Raw genomic sequence first — 19,657 nt, 5'->3', positions numbered from 1 at the left:
TTATTCGCTGGATTTTGAGAATATTATAATTTGACAGCAGTATTTACACAAAATAGACTGTTTTTCTAGTGCATTCAGGAAGTTATGAAAGAGAAATTAAATAAACTAAAAGAACTTTGCGATCTATTCGAGTCGAACATCAAAGAATATAAAAGTGCTAAGTATGATGAAGCGAATACTAGAACGGATTTCATTGATAAATTTTTTGAAGTCTTAGATTGGGATGTTAGAAATAATCAAGGCTATGCAGAAGGTTACAGAGAAGTAGTAAGAGAAGATAAAGTAATCATAGAAGGAAAACCGAAAGCTCCGGATTATAGTTTTAGAATTGGCGGGAATAGAAAGTTTTTCTTAGAAGCCAAAAAGCCTTCTATCAATATCAAAGAAGAGATAGAACCAGCTTTTCAAATTCGCCGTTATGGTTACACCGCCAAATTACCATTATCCATTCTGACTGACTTTGAAGAGTTTGCAATTTACGATACTAGAATCAAACCTGAGAAAACAGATAAAGCAAGTGTAGCCAGAGTTTTTTATTGCACCTATGAAGACTATGAAAAACATTTTGAATTTATTTATAATACATTTTCTAAAGACGCGATCAATAAAGGAAGTTTTGATAAATATGTTATAGAAAATAAAAATAAGAAAGGCTCATCGGAAGTTGATAAAGAATTTCTTTCTTTGATCGAAGACTGGCGCGAGTCACTTGCGAAAAATATTGCCATTCGAAATAAAGATTTAGATATTTACTCTTTAAATAATTCTGTTCAAGTAATCATTGATAGAATTATTTTCCTTCGCATCGCAGAAGACAGGAACATGGAGAAGTATGGGATGTTACTTGAATGTATCCGTCGTGATGCAACAGGTAAAGACGCGATTAATCGCGTCTCTACAATATACGCAGATCTCAACAAAATCTTCATAAAGGCTAATGACAAATATAATTCAGGATTATTCAAACCAGAAAAATGGATTTCTGAATTAGATATTGATGATAAGACTTTTCAAAATATTATAAAGTATTTATATTACCCTGATTGTCCTTATGAGTTGTCTGTCTTACCAATTGAAATTTTAGGAAATATATACGAGCAGTTTCTTGGAAAAACGATTCGCCTAACGTCTTCGCATCAGGCTAAAGTAGAAGAGAAAGAAGAAGTTAGAAAAGCCGGCGGTGTTTATTATACTCCTCAATACATCGTAAATTATATTGTTCAAAATACTGTTGGCGAAAAAATAAAGGGAGTTGATTTATATAATCATCCGAGGCTAACAATCCTTGACCCCGCTCGTGGTTCTGGAAGTTTCTTAGTCGGCACATATTCTTTTCTTTTAGATAAATACCTAGAAAGTTATACGGATAAAAAAAGATTAGAAAAGTGTTTGAAAAATGGTCTTATTTATCAAGTGTCGGGGAATACCTATCGCCTTTCTATAACGGTTAAGCAAGATATACTGCTTCGTCATATCTTTGGAGTAGACATTGACAACCAAGCTGTTGAAGTAACAAAACTTTCTCTTCTCTTAAAACTCATGGAAGATGAAAACACAGAAAGCGCAGACAGACTTTTTAAACATAGCGATATTAAACTTCTTCCCGATTTACAAAATAATATCAAATGCGGCAACTCTCTAATAGGCTCTGACTTTTATTCTGATAAAAATCTTTCTTTATTTGGCAAAGAGGAAATGCGAAAAGTTAATACTTTTGATTGGGAAAAAGAGTTTGCGGATGTTTTTAAAGATAGTGGTTTCGATTGTGTAATTGGGAATCCGCCGTATGTGAGACAAGAAACATTAGGCGAAGAATTTAAAGTATACGCCAAGAGTCATTATAAAAACACATTCGCAGGAACTGCAGATTTATATGTTTACTTCATTGAAAAATCATTATCTTTATTAGCGGATAATGGTCTTTATTCTATCATAGTCGCTAATAAATGGATGAGAGCAAACTACGGAGAAGCACTACGTAAATTCTTAAAGATAAAACGAATCTTTGAAATCATAGACTTTGGAGACTTACCTGTTTTTAAAAATGCTACTACTTATCCTTGTATAATAAAAGCAAACAACGATAAGCCGCAAACTATCCAAACAGTTCAAGTAAAAGATTTAAACTTTCCTTCCTTGCAAGACCTTGTAAAGAAAGAAGCCTACCAAGTAGATGTAAAAGCTTTAGACGATAAAGGCTGGTCACTCTCCAATCAAAAAGAATCTGCTCTTCTTGAAAAAATTAAAAAAGCAGGAGTTCCACTCGATGAATATGTGGAAGGAAAAATTTATAGAGGTGTATTAACAGGTTTTAATCCTGCGTTTATTATTAATGAGGAAACTAAAAATTCATTAATAAAAAAAGATAAGAAGTCCCAAGAAATAATTTTTCCGTATGTTTCGGGAGATGAAACAAGGTTTTATTCAATAAATTGGAACAAGCGGTATATTATTTTCACTAAACGAAATATAGATATAGATTCTTATCCCGCTATTAAGGAATATTTATCAAACTATAAATTGGAACTTCAGCCTAAAAAAAGTCCAAAGGATAAAATAGGAAGAAAACCAGGAAAATACAAATGGTTTGAAATACAAGACTCGACAGAATATTATTCTGAGTTTTTTAAAGAAAAAATAGTATACGGTCAATTTCAAATTAAATCTGATTTTTCCTATTCAGAATCTCCTTTGTTTTTTGGAAGTAACCATTATATGATAACAATGGAGAATAAGCAAAAGTTGAAGTTGTTATTAGCAATATTAAATACAGAAGTTTTCTTTTATTTTATGGAACGTATTTCCGGTCTTATGCAAGGGCATACACTGACAATTCAGAAAAGTCACATGGAAAAATTTTCCATCCCCAAATTCGACCTATCCGACGAAACACAAAAAGCCCAACACGATAAAATCATCTCTCTCGTAGAACAGATGGTATCCGCACAAAAAGAATTAAACGCGGTGACTAACGACTCCGATAAAAAACTCCTTCAACAAAAATGTGATTTGTTGGATAAGCAGATCGATAAGTTGGTCTACGAATTATACGGATTAACCGATGATGAGATTAAGATTGTGGAGGGAGTGGCGTGATGTTTATTTATAAATTTATTATTCCTTTTTGTTTTCTAATTATTTCATACCAAGCATTTAAAAATAATTTTTTTCAAAATATTGCATCGGATAAAATAATTACTATTTTAAGTTCATTTACAGGAGCCGCTTTTGCTTATCTATTTGTAGTTTATAGTGAAAAGTTGAAAAAGATTAATGATATAAAGCGAAATCATATAAATAGTTGCATAGATATTGAAAGGTTCATTATTCAGCAAATTAGTATAAAAAATCATAATAGTATGATAATAGAAGAGTTAGAAAAAATATTATATCAAAACCAATTATGGTCGCCATTATTTAGATCGTTTAAGGAAAGAGATCAAATTATTCAAGAGAATCGAAATATTGATATAGTTAATCTGTTTTTTCAATTCTCAGATTATTCGCAATTCTTAAATGAGTCTAGTAACAACCTTATAACTAATTATAACGAAATGCGAACGATTATTAATACCATACAGGACCCAAATAAAAAAAATGAAGAAATCGAAATTATGAATAAGATACTTTTACATAGAATCGAATCACTAAAGAAAGATTATTTGAATCTTGAATATTATTTAAGTGAATTATATTCCGAAACACAAGCATCTTTATCTTATAACCAAAAGAGTATTTCAAGATTTTTCTTTATGCCAGAAAATAAATTACCGAATCGATTCAAAAATAAAAAAAAGAAATTCAAAGAAGAATTTATTAAAGAGCTTAATAGTATAAAAGGTATAAATGCGTAATATTGTCGGCGGGAAATAATGAGTAATAATGATATCAGCACTATAAGATCATTTTATGACTTATCTAAACACCATAAAAATTCTAGCGAAATTTTAAGTCAATTGTATGAACAAATTGACGACCATGCGCTAATAGAAAGAGCTATTTCAGGTTTTAAAACGGAAGATTTATTTTTCGATTTATTTTCAGTAATGCCCTGGATAAAACTACTTCATAAATTAGATGAAAACCTTTACCTGAATCTTCTAGAGATAAATATCAAATCCCTGATTTTTTATGTTTATATGAGAACTATGAATCTGTTAACCTTCCTCTACATGTAGAAGTAAAAACAGTAAATAAAAATAAAATCAAATTAGATAATATTATGAAAATCCAATTCGAAAATAGCCTTAATTATTGTAAGTCTCTTAATATATCTCTGGTATACGCTATCTATTGGAAAAAATTCCATTTCTGGACAATTAATACTTACGATTCATTTATAGAAAAGAAAAAGAAACTTGAAATACCGTTGCTGACTTCGTATGGGCAAGACATTTCGCTTATTCTCGGTGACTTAACATATTATATCTCAAATAATTTCTATAGAATTTCGTATTATAGAAGAGGCGATGAAGGAAATATTATCGATAATAAATACGGTGGATTAGTAAAAGATAAAATAAATCATGAAGACACAGAGTATGATTTAACACCATACGAATCAGGAATTATTTCTAGCATTGTTAGATTGAAAGAAGAAAAAAGAAACCAAGTAGATAATAATACATTGGAAGTATTTCGCAAACCAATATCGCCGATAACAATGAAATTATCTACGATGATTATTCTCTTTTTGTCTAAACAAAATATTCCAATTAATCACCAAAGTTGCCATAATGCGCTTTTTACAATTCTTGAATTATTTAAAAAATTAAATATTAAACAATATTTTATAGTTCCAAATAAAAGAACTAGTGCATCTGATAGTATAATTGAAAAATCTTTCAATAAACACTTTTTTTCAAAATATATTGAATTAAATAATACAAACCAAAATAAAGAGGTCTCAGTATGACTCAAGAAAGTTTAAAGGAAATGTTTTTATCAAATCAAATCGTATTAAATGATCCCATTATAGAATTTTTCTCAAAAAATTTGAAATCCAATCTTTCTGAGCACCTAACAGCATTAATCCTCTTTGGTTCAAGAGCCAGAGGAGATGCAAGGGAACATTCCGATTATGATTTTTTAGTTATCGTAGATAAAAAAGATAGAGATATTAAAAGTAAAATTGTGGATGTGGAAGTAGAAACTTTAGATAGGTTTGAAAGACTAACTTCAAGTTTGGTTTGGGAAGAGAAGGATTGGGAATTGAAAAAAAGATTTCCGATTGGACTAAATATTTTAAAAGAAGGCGTTTTATTATGAGTGCTGATAAAGAAATCTTAAAGCTCATGATAGAAAAAGCGGAAAGTAAATTAGAGATGGCTAATATAGCTTTAACAAACGATCAATATGATGATGCTGTTTCAAGAAGTTACTACGCAGTATTCCATGCAATTTCGGCTTTACTTTTTACAAAAGGTTTATCTTTTTCTTCTCATTCTCAAACAATCGGTGCATTTAATAAAGAATTTGTTAGGACTGATATCTTTCCAAAATATTATTCAAAAAAAATTCAAACTCTCTTCGATGAAAGACAAACAGGAGATTATGATATTCGTTCGGACATTGATGCGATAGTGGCAAAGGATTCTATAGAATTTGCGAAAGAAGTGCTTGATAGTGCTAAATCTTATTTGGAGAAAGGCTAAACTATGCTAACGCAATTATATAAAAATTTTTTAAAAGACAAAAATGAATATAAGAATGCTGAAATGTATTGGGAGAAATTATTCCAATACATTTTTAGTCAAACGAATATTGAATCTTATAAAAGATTAAAAAATTCATTTAGCAATGGGGAGGAATTCTTAGATGGAAATCCAATTACAGATAGGTATTTCCCAAAGAGTAAAAAAGCGATTCGAATTATACAACAAGAGATTACTACTAATTCTATTAAACTAGATGCATGGATTGGAAAATTAGAAATCGAAGAAGGTATAGAAATTTTAGAATTAGTTATATCATTGGAATTGTCGGAAGAGAGTGCTGAAATCGTCAAAAGCCTAGTTGATGAGTGGATAATAAAAGACTTAAACAAAGAAGAAATGGAAATCTTTCGCGACAGGGATGTTTATCAAAAAGTTGCCTGAATTGATTCAGCCAATTTTAAATATTGATGTAGATGATACTTATTGGGATGGAATCGAAAAACTTAATTTTAAATAGAATATATTCTTCTTGCAAGAAATTCGAATTGGTAGAGAAGGATGGGTAAATATCAATGCTAGGATCCAATGAAAATAAGGCAGAATCACTTAAAGAGTAAAAACTTCGAACTTTGAGTTAATATTTCGATTTTTATAACAAAAGAAGGAATATTGAGTTTCTACTTAGAAATTTGAGTTATTATTTAGATTTTTGTAAGAAATTTGTGAGCATAAAGCTTCTAACATTGAAATTTGAGTTATTATTTAAATTTTTGTAAGAAATTTGTGAGCATAAAGCTTCTAACATTGAAATTTGAGTTATTATTTAGATTTTTGTGAGAAATTTGTGAGCGTAAAGCTTCTAACATAGATTTTTGAGTTAAATTTTAGATTTTTGTGAGAAAAGAAAGAACTTTGAGCAAAATATCTGAACTTTGTATAAATATTTTCAATTCCGAGAAATAATTATGATTTTTAAGTTAGAGTTCTGAGTTCAGAGGAATTTTTTAGAAGGATGCATTGATCTCTAACTTTACTACTTAAGTGAAAGGTAGTATGACATTGATTTCTGCTGTAAAAAAAAGCATTCCATTCTACTATGTAACTAACGTATATACAATGGGTAGTTAGGATGGTAGGGAGTGCAATGCAAATGAGTGATAGCGCAAGAAATACAAAGGCGCAGCAAAACAAAGTAAGATTTCACAATCTCCTTGCCTACGGAATCGGAGATCTATATGGAGGAGGGGCATTTACTCTTATAGGGATTTATATGATTTATTTCCTGACTAATACTGTTGGTCTTTCGGCAACAAAGGCAGGATTGGTTTTCGGTTTAGGAAGAGTCTGGGATGCGATAACAGATCCTATCATGGGATATATTTCGGATCATACAAATTCTAAATATGGACGAAGAAGAGTTTATTTTTTAATCGGTATGGTGCCTGCCGCTCTTTCGATTTTACCCATGTGGATAGTGCCTTTCTCAAAGACTACGAATGGTTATATCGTATTTTTTTATTATCTTTTAAGTTACATGCTTTTCAATACTGTGTATACAGTTCTCATTACTCCGTATTCTGCACTCAATGCTGATATGACTTCCGATTATAAAATGCGTTCTCATCTTTCAGGATTTAGAATGGCATTTTCCCAATTGGCTTCTTTAATCTCCGGTGTAGTGGCTCCGATGATTTTAAAGAAATTTGATAATCCGCATGATGGTTATTTTTATATGGCGTTATGTTTTGGAATTTTTTATTCCTTCATCTGGCTAATTGTTTTTTGGGGAACATTTGAACGAGAGGATTTGGAAAAAAATTCACATAGGGATTTTAATTTCAAAGAAATCATAAACAATTTCTTGACAACTCTTTTGAATAAATCTTTTAGAATGCATTTGGGAATGTATATCTTCGCCTTCATTTCACTTGATGCTATCAACTCTCTTCTTTTCTTTTATCTAAATCATTACCTGAAAGTCCCCGATCTAAAACCGGTTGCAACCGCAGCCTTATTTGGTTCGGAAGTATTGGTGGTAGCGGTTTATATTTATATTGCGAATAGAATCGGTAAGGCAAAAACATTTCGAATCGGATTATCCATTGCAATCCTTGGTTTTTTAAATCTTCTTTTTCTGACTCCTGAAAATGCAAATCCTTTGACAGTAGCTCTTTTTTTTGCCTTCATTGGAATCGGTTTTTCGGCTGGGAATGTAATGCCGTTTGCGATTCTACCGGAAGTAATAGACGTAGACGAACTCATCACATCAAAAGATCGGGCAGGAACTTATGCGGGTTTTATGACGTTCTTTCGAAAATTTTCTCAGGGGCTGATAGTTCTACCCTTAGTAGGTATGAGCATTGACATGATAGGATATAATCCAGAAATTAAAACTCAGTCCTCCTTTACTGCTTCTGGATTTAAATATTTATTAATCCTTATTCCGATACTTGTTAATATTGTCGCCATTATCTTTTCTATGAAATACAGGGTTACTCCGCAAAATCATTCGATTTTGAAGCATGAAATTGATAGACTAAAAAATGGTGGCAGCAAAAAAGATATAAAACCAGAGACCCAAAAAATATGTGAAATGCTGACTGGTTTTCCTTATGAGAAATTATACGACGAAAAGATAATAAGAAGGATATGAATATGGCTCATACAAAAAAAAAGGTAGATATAAAAGATCTCAGAAGCCAAAAATGGTTTGCTCCTGATACGATCAGGGCATTTGCCCATAGGCAGAGAACGCAGCAATCTGGATTTAATCGGGAAGAGTTTATGGGAAAACCGGTTATAGGAATTATCAATACCTGGAGTGAACTCAGTGCCTGTCATTTTCATTTGAGAGACAGAGCTGAGTCTATAAAACGGGGAGTTTGGGCGGCGGGAGGATTTCCGGTTGAATTGCCCGCCATATCTGTTGGAGAGGTAATCGTAAAACCTACAACTATGCTCTACCGAAATTTTCTCGCAATGGAAACAGAAGAGCTACTTCGCTCTCATCCTATTGACGGTGCTGTTCTTTTGGGAGGATGCGATAAATCTACTCCGGCATTATTAATGGGTGCTTTGAGTATGGATATTCCTACTATTTTTTGTCCAGCAGGACCTATGTCTAGTGGTAAGTGGCATGGAGTAAGTAGGAGCCGGAACGCATACTAAAAAATATTGGGATGAACTTCGGCTGGGTAAAATTAACAAAGAGGATTGGATTGAATTAGAAGGGGCAGTGACTCGAAGTTTTGGAACCTGTAATACTATGGGCACAGCTTCTACTATGACTTCGATTGCAGACGCAATGGGTTTTTGTATTCCGGGTTCTTCTAGCATTCCTGCAGCAGATTCGGGACATGTTCGAATGGCTTCCAATTGCGGAAAAAGAATTGTCGAAATGGTTTGGGAAGATTTAAAACCTTCTAATTGGCTGACAAAAGAACATATTATGAATGGTGTGATAGTTTATCTGGCTCTCGGAGGCTCTACCAATGCCGCTATTCATTTAATTGCAATGGCGAATCGAGCAGGTATAAATTTAACTTTAGAGGAGATGGGCGAGGCTGCCAAAAAAATTCCTGTCTTAGCCAATCTATTTCCTTCCGGTGTTCATCTCATGGATGATTTTTATTTTGCCGGAGGACTTCTTTCTCTGATGAATAAAATTAAAGACCATCTATATCTAGATTGCGCTGGAATAACCGTCAATTCCTGGAAAGAGATATTAGAAGATAGAGTCTGTTACGATGACGATGTGATACGAGACATGGATAATCCTGTTGTTCCGTTGTCACAGGGCTCTACTCTTACTGTTCTTCATGGTAATCTCTGTCCGAATGGAGCAGTAATGAAATCAAGTGCAGCAGATCCGAAATTTAGAAAACACAAAGGACCTGCTATTGTGTTTGATAGTCCCGAAGAAATGGCGGCGCAACTGGATGATCCGAATCTAGATGTAACAGAAGATTCGGTTCTTGTGCTCCGTAATTCCGGTCCTGTTGGTGCACCCGGAATGCCTGAGTGGGGAAATCTTCCTATTCCTAAAAAACTATTAACAAAAGGAATCAAAGACATGGTTCGAATTTCTGATAGCAGAATGAGCGGGACCCATTACGGGTCTTGTATATTACATGTTGCTCCTGAATCCGCTATCGGAGGACCTCTAGCATTATTAAAAACAGGCGATATGGTCGATTTGGATATGGAAGCGGGAACATTGAATATGCTAGTTTCGGATGAAGTTTTAAATATCAGAAAAAAAGAATGGAAACCCGCTTATAAAAAATATGACAGATCCTATACGGCACTTTATCAACAACATGTAACACAGGCGGATAAAGGTTGCGATTTTGATTTTCTCGAAGGAAATAAACCTACCCCGGAACCGGGCATTTACTAATAAAAAGGAAAACTATGAATACTCCGAAAAATAAATTTAAAGAATGGTTTGCCGAGCGTAGAAAACCTGTTCCTCTGGGAACTTGGATGATGACGGGAAGCGCGAGTGTAGCAGAAGCAATGGGCTTTGTGGGTTTTGATTTTCTAGTGATGGATATGGAGCATGTTCCCATTGATATAAAAGATGCTATCGATATTATGAGGGCATTGGAAGGCACTCCTACGAAAGAAATTCTAACTAGAATTCCCTGGAATGATCCTGTGACAGTGAAAAGAATAATGGATGCCGGAGCTAATAGTCTGATGTTTCCTTTTATTCAAACCAAAGAGGAGGCGGAGAAGGCAGTCAACTCGACTCGTTATCCTGCTTCCGGCAATCAAGGAATTCGTGGAATGGCTGCTGTTCATAGAGCAAGTAGATTCGGACAGTATACGGATTATTTTAAAGTAGCCAATGAAAATATATGTGTAGTGCTGCAATTGGAAACTCCGTCTGCATTGGAAAATATGAAAGAAATTGCCTCTGTTCCAGGTGTTGATGCATTATTTATAGGACCCGGTGATCTTGCCGCGAATATGCATCATATTGGAGAAATCACAGATCCTGCTGTTCAAAAGGCTTTGGAAGATGGTCTTAAAAAATGCCATGAATTAGGTAAGCCCTGCGGAATCGTTGGGGGCAATCCAGAGCTAGTAAAAAAATACATAGAGTGGGGATTTGATTTTGTAGCGATTGCTTCTGATATGAGTATGATGATTGCGAGAGCCAAGGAGCAAATTTCGGCAGTGAGAAACGAAGATAAAAAAATTTCCGGCGGAGCAGTTTACTAGGTGAGCTATTCATTGAAAACCGAATTGGAAATCGGTGCCGTTCTCGGGGAAAGTCCTATCTGGTCGAAGAAAGAGAATGCTTTGTATTTTGTTGATATTCTTGCTCCCTCTATACATAGATTCGAGCCCGAGACTAGAAAGCATTCAGTTTTCCAGGTTCAAGAACATATTGGATGTATAGGACTCAGAGAGAACGGAGGCTTTATAGCTGCAATGCGAAATGGGGTCTATCTTCTCAATTCATCAGGAGAAATGGAAAAGAAAATTGCGGATAATCCTACTGATCCGATACATAGCAGATTCAATGACGGCAAAGTAGATCCCTGGGGGAGATTCTGGTGCGGCACAATTTGGGAGCCAAGAGATTTTTTAAACGGTAAGCTTTGTAGAGTTGATTCAAATCTAAATCTGGAAGTCAAAGCAGGTGATATTCTAGTTTCCAATGGACTTGCCTTTTCTCCTGATAGAAAATGGATGTTCCATTCCGATACTCCAAATCATATATTATATCGATACCCACTCGATACGACCACGGGAGAAATTGCAGGCTCTAGAGAAGTATTTATGAAATTTGAAAAACCGCAACCCAATCAACTTTATGGAGGGCGACCGGACGGAGGCACCTTTGATAGGGAGGGTTATTATTGGTCTGCTCAATTTGGAGGAGGAAGAGTTTTACGAATCTCTCCAGACGGCAAGATATCCGATGAAATCAAACTTCCCGTGAACTGGCCTACAATGGTTTGCTTTGGGGGAGATGATTTGAAAACTTTATATATAACAAGTTCCAGGGAAAATAGAACCGAAGAAGAGCTAAGGGAATTCCCTCAATCTGGAAATTTATTTTCAGTTCGGTTGCATGTAGCAGGCTGTGAAGAGCCTTTTTTTAAGGAGAAATAGAATGAAAATAGGATTTATTGGTTTGGGTTTAATGGGAGAACCTATGAGTTTGAATCTGGTGAAAAAAAGCGGACATCCTGTAAAGGTTTTCGATTTTGATAAGGCGAAAGTCCAGCTCTTGACAGAGGCAGGTGCAGAAAGAGGGGAATCTTCTGAAGAGATTGGGAAAGACTGCGATGTAATTTTTACGATGGTTCCAAAATCCGAGCATGTGAAATCGGTTTATGAAGAACTGCTAAAAACAGCCCGACCGGGACAGATTCTTGCAGATATGAGCACGATTGATCCTGATGTTTCAATTGAACTATCAAAGAAAGTTGCTCTTACAGGTGCTGTAATGCTAGATTGTCCCGTAGTCAAATCCAGACCTGCTGCAATAGAAGGAAAATTGGGAATCTATGTAGGCGGAAATAAAGATGTATTTGAGAAAATCAAACCTCTACTTTTATGTATGGGCGTTAATGTAATTCACCTAGGAGAAAACGGGCGCGGGCTTGTCATGAAACTATGCCATAATGCACTCGTTGCACAAATTCAAAATGGGGTAAACGAAATGCTTACCGTAGCAGAAGAATTCGGAATAGGCATCGATGATTTTGCAGAAGCGGTTTCTTACGGAGGAGCAAGTAATTTTTATCTTACTAGCAAGCTTCCCTCTTTAAAAGATAAAAATTTCAATGCGGCTTTTTCCTTGGAAAATATGCAGAAGGACATCCACTGCCTATCTGATTTGCTGTCTCCCCTTGATTTAAAATTTGCAGGAATTGAAAATGTCCGTAGGGTTTATGATTTATCTGTAAATGATAAACTGGGCAAAGAAGATTTTTCTGCTACTATCAAGACTGTAAAAAAAATATCCAAATCATAAACAGGAGTGCTCCATGACAAATTATAAAACTGCCATTTACGAATCTTTAAAAAACAAAGTAATTTTTATTTCGGGGGGAGCCTCAGGAATTGGAGCTGCTTTTGTAGAAGCATTCTTGCAGCAGGGATCGATTGTATCTTTCATCGACTTTGATAAGGACTCTGCCCGAAATCTGACAGAAAGCTTTGTTTCGGAAAAACTGCTTCCAGAGGATAAAGCTGATTATCCTAATCTTTTGTTTCAATTCTGCGATGTGCGAAATATCGATCAATTGAAAGAATGCATTTCCAATACTGAAAAGAAATTCGGGAAAATTGATGTTTTGATAAACAATGCAGCGAGAGACGACAGGCATAAGATTGAAGATGTAACAGTGGAATATTGGGATGAGAAAATGCAAGTGAATCTGAGACATCAATTTTTTGCAGCTCAGGCAGTGATTCCCGGTATGATTAAAAATGGAGGGGGATGCATTATCAATATGGGTTCTATTTCCTGGATGCGCGGACGACCCGATATGATTTGTTATACAACTCCGAAAGGAGCGATTAATGGAATGACTAGGTCTATGGCGAGGGAGCTCGGTGATAAAAATATTCGAGTCAATAGCCTTGTTCCCGGAGCAATCCGAACAGAGAGACAAGACAAAATGTGGGCAGGAAATCCAGAAGGCTTTGAAAAAGCAAGTCAGCAATTCATTGATTTGCAGATGTTGAAATTCAGACTGGATGCGACCGATTGTGCTAAGCTCGCTCTCTTTTTGGCTTCGGATGAATGCAGGGGATGCACGGGTCAAAACTTTATCGTAGATGCAGGACTTTCAATTCTTTAATTCAAAGAGGATTCAATGGATTTTTTAACTATAAACCTACCCGATGGTTCCTTACTTTCGCTGGAGACATTAATAATTGTAGTTTGCTTAATGTTTCTATATACATTTGTAGGAATCGTAGCCGGTTTCGGCGGGGCTTTAGTCACAATGCCTCTTTTAACAATGTTTATTCCGGTGAAGGTGGCAACTCCTATTAGCGTATCCGTCGGAACAATTACGGCTCTTTACGCCATTTATATAGATCACAAATCTATTGATTGGAAATCCGCCATTTCATTGATACTATCAGCTTTTGTCGGAATCCCGCTCGGATTGTATGCATTAAAATATATTCCTGATACTATTATGAAAGGGGGACTTGGAATATTTTTGATTATTTATTCTATCTATTCTCTTCTTGGTCCCAAACTTCCGAAGATTGATAGTCCTTGGCTGCCCTATCCTTTTGGTCTTTTCGCTGGTGCTCTCGGAGCTGCTTTTTCAACGAGCGGTCCTCCGGTAGTAGTCTATGGAACTCTTAGAGATCTGGCTCCATCGACTTTCAGGGGAACCCTGAGCGCATTTTTTGCAACTAATAATACTGCTATTATGGCAGGAATGATTTCCGGAGGGATTATGACATTTGATATTTTGAAAATCGTATTGATATCATCTCCGGCCTTAATTGCGGGTGCTCTTATCGGCAATTGGATTCATAAAAAAATTCCAAAAGAGAAACTTAAAAAAATCATCTTTGGTCTTCTCATACTTTCAGGAATCATGCTTTTAAAAGCTGCATTTACTGCAGGTAGATGACATTGAGCGAGCTCAGGATAGTATTCACAAGCTATGATTCAAATTCATTGTCAGGTCGGCTTTACTGATTTCTGCTATAAAAAAAAAGCATTCTATTCTACTATGTAACTATGACAAACCTAGTTAAGCGTAGTTTTATCGTTTTTGTTCTTCTTTTTAGTTTAAACAGTTTCGCCCAAGAGGGGGATGAAAAACAAAATCCTTCTCGCGCTGGTTATGATTATAAAGGCAAGCCATTCACTGAATTGACTTCTGAAGAAAAAAAGATTTTAGATACTATTCTTCAAGAATATATAAATCGTTCTGATATTGTATTGACCGAAGAGGAAAATCGACTTTATTCAGAAAAAATTGCCTATCTCGAAAAAGTAGAAAAAAGTTATTGGGATAAAATTAAAATTGGAATTGCATTTGGATTTTTAGGAATTCTTCTTTTGCTAGTTGCACTAAAAAATCTAATTTCTTTTTTTATAAAAAATCCAGAGAAGAAATATCAATTTGTATTGAAGACTGATTTTACTTATAGAATGCTCGCTGTCTTTTTGCCTGTAGCCGCTCTTACTTCTTATGCTCATACTTTTATTCCTCTTATCTTTCCGTTTACATTTTTACCGCCTTTTATTGTATGTGCTCTTTATTTTTGGTTTGGTTATAATAAAAAGAAATTTGAAAAAAGTCTAACGGATATTCGTAGTCAGCCTCGCACTTGTCCTCTATGTAAAAAAGAAATGCGTTTACTTTCTAAAGCCGAAGAAGAGAAATATTTAGACGAAGGACAAATCCTAGAACAAAAAGTAAAATCAGTCGAATACGATGTTTGGCTTTGTAGTTGTGGGAAGGTGCAAATCGAACGTTACACCGCAGTCTTTTCCAATGAGGTAAATAAAGAAATTCCAATACCCAAAGTCATTCAGTGTAGTAAATGTAAATATGAAACACTTAAATTTATCACAAGCAAAACTTTATTAGCCCCTGATTACGACAATCCAGGGAAAATCCAAATTAACCGCAAATGCGCCAACTGCGGCGAAGTAACCGAAGTAGTAGAGCCAATCCCAAGACTCATTCGTAAACGTTCCAAGAAGATTGGGAAAGTGTAAAAAAGAATTGAAGTGGAAACGAAATTTTAAATAAATTTCTTTAGAAGTATGGAAAGCTGACCTAGGGGGCAAAAGTATCAAAACAATCAAAATCCAAAATGTAAAGAAGTCCTACAACTTCGGAAAGAATAAGATCGAAGTATTAAAAGGGATAAATGCAGAGTTGCCGCTGGGGAAGCTTGTGACTTTGATGGGACCTTCTGGTTCGGGGAAGTCTACTCTTATGCATATTCTTTCAGGAATAGATAAGCCGGAAGAGGGAAGTATCTTTGTGGGAGAGGAAGAGGTTTCGGCATATTCTGAGAGCGAGATTACTGAATACAGAAGAAGTAAAATTGGAATTATATTTCAGTTTTTTAATTTGATGCCTTATCTTTCGAGTGTGGAAAATGTGTCTTTGCCGCTTTATCTAGCTGGAAAGGGAAAAAAGGAAGCTCATGAATTAGCAAAAGATTCACTTAGACTGGTTGGACTTTCAGAAAGACTCACACATAAACCATATGAACTTTCCGGTGGGGAACAACAGCGAGTAGCAATTGCGCGGGCGATTACGAATCGTCCTGAGATTATATTTGCAGATGAGCCTACTGGAAATTTAGATACAGAGAATTCAAATCGTATTATGGAGCTTTTAATTTCTTTGCAAAAAGAGCGCGGGTTTACGATTGTAATGGTGACGCATAACGCTGAAATTGGCGCTATGGGTGATGTTAAACTTAAAATGAAAGATGGAAGGCTTCTTTGAATCATCGCCTGACGTATCTTTTTTTAGTAGAATACTTTCGCACTCATAAAGTAAAAACTTTCTTTTCTCTTCTTGGAATTGTTCTGAGTGTGGCTCTTTTTGTTACGACTACTTTCAATGGAGAAAGAGCAGAGAAGACACTGGTGGATTTTTCTCTCGGTTACTTTGGCGACAAGTATCAAGCCAAAATAAAAAATCTAAATGATCGAATTGGAATTGAAGATTTAGTTATTGAGAAACTCTTTTATGAAAATGAGTTACGTTTTATTGATTCCATTCATCCCCGGATTCAGAAGTCTATTACGATTCTAGATACGAAAGAGAGTATAACCGTTGTTTACCAGGGAATTGATTTTATAAAAGAAGCCTCCGATTTTCGTAGTCAACTAAAAGGCTGTGAAGGGGAAGATTGTAAAAAGAAAGACGCGCACACTTTGATAAGTTCTGCGCTGTATGAAAAAATTGGTAAGACTAGTTTTCGATTTTTACACGAAGGAAAAACATACAATGTAGAAGACGCCGAAGTTTTAGAAACAGAGGGTGGAATTTTTATTTTGGAAGATTTGTCTTTTGCTAAAGAGCGATTTGGACTAAATAATTACAGCTTTTTATTACTTGCTACAAATCACTTGAATGCAGAGGATTTGGGAATTTTAAAATCCAAATTAAATGCAATCGATTCGGGTTTAAACATAGAAACAGCAGAAGAAATTAGAGCTAGAGCTGCTAATGTGCTAAAATCGTTTCATCTCAATTTGATTATCATTTCTATGATCTCTGTTCTAATAGCATTTTTTATGGTATCGAATACGATGAGCGGAATCTTCATTAACCGCAAACGAGAGCTTGGAATTTTACGATGCTTGGGAACGAGTAGGGGAGAAAATCTTTTTTTATTTCTAATGCAGTCTTTGATTCTAGGTGTGCTAGGGACTTTCTTTGGAATTTTACTGGGAGCTTTCTTTTCTAAGTATTCTATTTTTAGTGGTGAATCGACATTAACCGATGTAAATCAATCTATTTCCTATTCTAAGATTCCGCTTAAGATAATTCTTGCTAGTTCCTTTATTGGAATCATTGGATCTTTATTTTCGGGACTCTTTCCTGCGATTCGATCTTCTAAGTTGCAGCCGATTATCATTGTGCGCGAAGACCCAAATTTAATACAAAGCTTTAATTATAAATTGGTTTTCTATTTTGGGCTCGGAATGATTCTTTTAGCTTTTTTACTTTCTACCATTAAGCTTGATTTTTCGATTCCCGTCTTTGGGCTTGTAGCGATTGGAATGATTATTCTTGGACAAACACTTTGTTTTCCTTATTTGATGAAATTATTTTTAGATTTCGTAAATTGGATTTTAGATCACGCCGATCATGCGTTTATTGAAATACGGATTGGATTTGAAGAGATTGTTCAGAATGCAACTAAGAATACTCTTACCTCGGCTACTTTGATGTTGGGGATATCTCTTATTATCTCCCTTTCTGTTCTCACTGGAAGTTATGAAAAGTCAATTCTTGATTGGACAGAAAGAGAATTTCCCTATGACTATTCTATTTTGAATTATTCTGATTTGGAAACAGGAACTGATTATGGAATTCCACTTTCTCTTCCTGAAAAAATTGCGAGCCTTGGAAATATAGAAGAAGTAGATGTTTTTATTTTAAACACAAAAGCAGAGGTTGGTGATAAAATATTTACCATCCACGCCTATGATATGAAATTAGCGATAGCAAGAGAAAAGCGAAAGGGAATTTCTACTTATCCTGATTTTGATTTGGAAAAAGATATTTTGGTATCGGCTAATATGGCTTATCTGAATGGATTTAAAATCGGGGATAGTTTAAGAATAAATTCCCATTTAGGAATCAAAGAATTTAGAATTGCAGGGACAAGAGAGCATTTCTTTTCTGAGAATGGAACGATCATGATGGACTATCGGCTTTTCAAAAATCTATTCGGCATTGATACTTACAAATCAGTGCGTGTAAATATTTTAGATAAATCAAAACAAAAAGAAACTTTCGAAAATTTAAAGTCTGCCATTGGATTTGATCCCAATTTGCGACTAATCAACTCTCAGGAGTTAAAAGAAATTTACATTGGTGGAGTGAAGAAGGTTTTTAAAGTTTTGGAATCTTTGAAATATACCGCGGCTATTATTGCGTTTGTATCTCTCTTTTCTTCCATTCTTTATAATCTATCTGACAAGCTACGTATCTTTGGAGTCATTCGCTCGATTGGCTCGACACAGACACAGCTAAACAAAATCGTATTTGCAGAAAATCTATTTCTAACTTCTTTTGGAACAGCAATGGGCGTAATTTCTTCTTTTTTATTAAATCCAATTATCATCCATGTAATCAATAAATCCGCCTTTGGTTGGACTCTCTCCATCGAAATCCCGTATTTATTGGTTTTTTTCTGTCTTTTTAGTGTTCCGCTGGTTTCCTTCATGGCAACTCTCTATCCTTTTTTCTTGTTAAAAAAATTGAGTTTACGAGAAATCCTTTCCTATGAATGATTCGGAAATACCGAAAATAAGAATAGTTCTATGTCTGTTTCCAATATAAAAATTTTACAAGATATCGCAAACCAAATCAAAGAAGAAAATGTGCGCGGACGGGAAAGAATTCCTACCTCTGAGTCTTTGATTAAGAGAATGATGACTCTTCATTCCAAAAGCGCTGAAGATATTAAGTTTTACCTCGACCAACTAAAAGAATTGCACTATATTTTCATCATCAATGTAGTAGCCTCTGATCCTGCTTTATTTGTGCAAGGTGTAGATTCTTATGTATATGCAGACCAATCCATTTTAAGTGAACTAAAACATCATACAGAGCAGAGACTGACACAGGTGTATGAGAGCACTTATTACAAAAGAAAATCTGGATTTCAGATTGTGAGGGAGTTACTTCCTAAGATTAAGGAATTTAATAATACTCAGCTAGGAAGAACCTTAAACGAAGCTATCATGATTGATGAATACATTCGCCTAATTGCGACTAACGCTTTCGAATACACTGATTCATGGCGAAAAGAAAAACTCTATAAGCTTTACCGCGATGAAGAGCCTAACTATGAAGTAGAATACGAAGATGAGAATAACGGTGGTTATTCATCTAGCTCAGAGCGTCGTTATATGGATCCAGGAAATAGCAAATGGTCGAGAGCTGTAAATCAATTTTCGATTCGTTTTCTAATTCGGATTCATTTTCGTAAATATGAATTTGATGTAGTAAAAAAATTAGTCCAAACTTCTAAGATTTCCATGCTAGACGATTTAATCTATATTCGTAATCTTCTAAAAGATTTAGAAAAGCAATTGGATAGAGACACTATTTTGAAATATCATCTGGATAAAATCATAGAGCTAAGACGCATTACACAGGCAAAGATCAACGTTCTACGAAAAATCCAACAGAGTGCCGCTTCGTAATCTGTTTTCTTTGCTTGTAAAAAAAATACGCTTGAAAATAAAGTTAGGCAAGTTTAATTTTGGTATCCGTTTGCATTTATAATTTTGT

16 protein-coding genes and 1 pseudogene are annotated in these 19,657 nt (G+C 34.8%); all 17 read left to right on the top strand.

The window, feature by feature from the left end; all coding sequences use genetic code 11:
- The first annotated feature begins 84 nt into the window (after positions 1-84).
- The 17 genes and pseudogenes from IPH52_12320 to IPH52_12240 all read left to right on the top strand — a co-directional run bounded on the left by IPH52_12320 (position 85) and on the right by IPH52_12240 (position 19,569).
- Positions 85-3,096, top strand: coding sequence for an Eco57I restriction-modification methylase domain-containing protein (locus IPH52_12320; GenBank protein MBK7055812.1), 3,012 nt, complete (start codon positions 85-87; stop codon positions 3,094-3,096).
- Entirely contained in the window at positions 3,096-3,854 is a 759-nt protein-coding gene (locus IPH52_12315) for a hypothetical protein (protein ID MBK7055811.1), read from the top strand. The genes IPH52_12320 and IPH52_12315 overlap by 1 nt, the downstream gene beginning before the upstream one ends.
- A gap of 368 nt (positions 3,855-4,222) precedes the next feature.
- Positions 4,223-4,915: a hypothetical protein gene (locus tag IPH52_12310; GenBank protein ID MBK7055810.1), complete on the top strand. Its 693-nt coding sequence runs from the start codon at positions 4,223-4,225 to the stop codon at positions 4,913-4,915.
- A 20-nt stretch (positions 4,916-4,935) separates the two neighbouring features.
- The gene (locus IPH52_12305) at positions 4,936-5,268 is read left to right on the top strand and encodes a nucleotidyltransferase domain-containing protein (GenBank protein ID MBK7055809.1); all 333 of its coding nucleotides are present in this window, start codon (positions 4,936-4,938) and stop codon (positions 5,266-5,268) included.
- Positions 5,205-5,654 carry a HEPN domain-containing protein gene (locus IPH52_12300; GenBank protein MBK7055808.1) on the top strand — a complete coding sequence of 150 codons (450 nt, stop codon included), beginning with the start codon at positions 5,205-5,207 and terminating at the stop codon, positions 5,652-5,654. The genes IPH52_12305 and IPH52_12300 overlap by 64 nt, the downstream gene beginning before the upstream one ends.
- 3 nt (positions 5,655-5,657) lie before the next feature.
- Positions 5,658-6,098, top strand: a complete 441-nt coding sequence (locus IPH52_12295) for a hypothetical protein (GenBank protein ID MBK7055807.1) — start codon at positions 5,658-5,660, stop codon at positions 6,096-6,098.
- Positions 6,099-6,807: 709 nt separating this feature from the next.
- A complete protein-coding gene (locus IPH52_12290) occupies positions 6,808-8,310 on the top strand; it encodes an MFS transporter (protein MBK7055806.1) in 1,503 nt (500 codons plus the stop codon).
- A 2-nt stretch (positions 8,311-8,312) separates the two neighbouring features.
- Positions 8,313-10,056, top strand: a pseudogene (locus IPH52_12285) (dihydroxy-acid dehydratase).
- Between the two features lie 14 nt (positions 10,057-10,070).
- Positions 10,071-10,886 carry a 2-dehydro-3-deoxyglucarate aldolase gene (locus IPH52_12280; GenBank protein MBK7055805.1) on the top strand — a complete coding sequence of 272 codons (816 nt, stop codon included), beginning with the start codon at positions 10,071-10,073 and terminating at the stop codon, positions 10,884-10,886.
- Positions 10,887-11,786 (top strand): SMP-30/gluconolactonase/LRE family protein, encoded by a 900-nt coding sequence (locus IPH52_12275; protein MBK7055804.1) that lies wholly within the window; start codon positions 10,887-10,889, stop codon positions 11,784-11,786.
- Between the two features lies 1 nt (position 11,787).
- On the top strand, positions 11,788-12,654 hold the full coding sequence (locus IPH52_12270; protein ID MBK7055803.1) for an NAD(P)-dependent oxidoreductase: 867 nt from the start codon (positions 11,788-11,790) through the stop codon (positions 12,652-12,654).
- Positions 12,655-12,667: 13 nt separating this feature from the next.
- Entirely contained in the window at positions 12,668-13,486 is an 819-nt protein-coding gene (locus tag IPH52_12265) for an SDR family oxidoreductase (protein ID MBK7055802.1), read from the top strand.
- Between the two features lie 15 nt (positions 13,487-13,501).
- On the top strand, positions 13,502-14,281 hold the full coding sequence (locus tag IPH52_12260) for a sulfite exporter TauE/SafE family protein (GenBank protein MBK7055801.1): 780 nt from the start codon (positions 13,502-13,504) through the stop codon (positions 14,279-14,281).
- Positions 14,282-14,391: 110 nt separating this feature from the next.
- Positions 14,392-15,381, top strand: coding sequence for a hypothetical protein (locus IPH52_12255; GenBank protein ID MBK7055800.1), 990 nt, complete (start codon positions 14,392-14,394; stop codon positions 15,379-15,381).
- A gap of 76 nt (positions 15,382-15,457) precedes the next feature.
- On the top strand, positions 15,458-16,126 hold the full coding sequence (locus tag IPH52_12250; protein MBK7055799.1) for an ABC transporter ATP-binding protein: 669 nt from the start codon (positions 15,458-15,460) through the stop codon (positions 16,124-16,126).
- The gene (locus tag IPH52_12245; GenBank protein MBK7055798.1) at positions 16,123-18,651 is read left to right on the top strand and encodes an FtsX-like permease family protein; all 2,529 of its coding nucleotides are present in this window, start codon (positions 16,123-16,125) and stop codon (positions 18,649-18,651) included. The genes IPH52_12250 and IPH52_12245 overlap by 4 nt, the downstream gene beginning before the upstream one ends.
- A gap of 30 nt (positions 18,652-18,681) precedes the next feature.
- Positions 18,682-19,569 carry a hypothetical protein gene (locus IPH52_12240; GenBank protein MBK7055797.1) on the top strand — a complete coding sequence of 296 codons (888 nt, stop codon included), beginning with the start codon at positions 18,682-18,684 and terminating at the stop codon, positions 19,567-19,569.
- Positions 19,570-19,657 lie beyond the last annotated feature (88 nt).

This window comes from Leptospiraceae bacterium (assembly GCA_016708435.1).
In the GTDB taxonomy this organism is placed as follows: domain Bacteria; phylum Spirochaetota; class Leptospiria; order Leptospirales; family Leptospiraceae; genus UBA2033.
The sequence above is the reverse complement of the archived record's forward strand: the minus strand, read 5'-3'. Positions and strand labels throughout refer to the sequence as shown.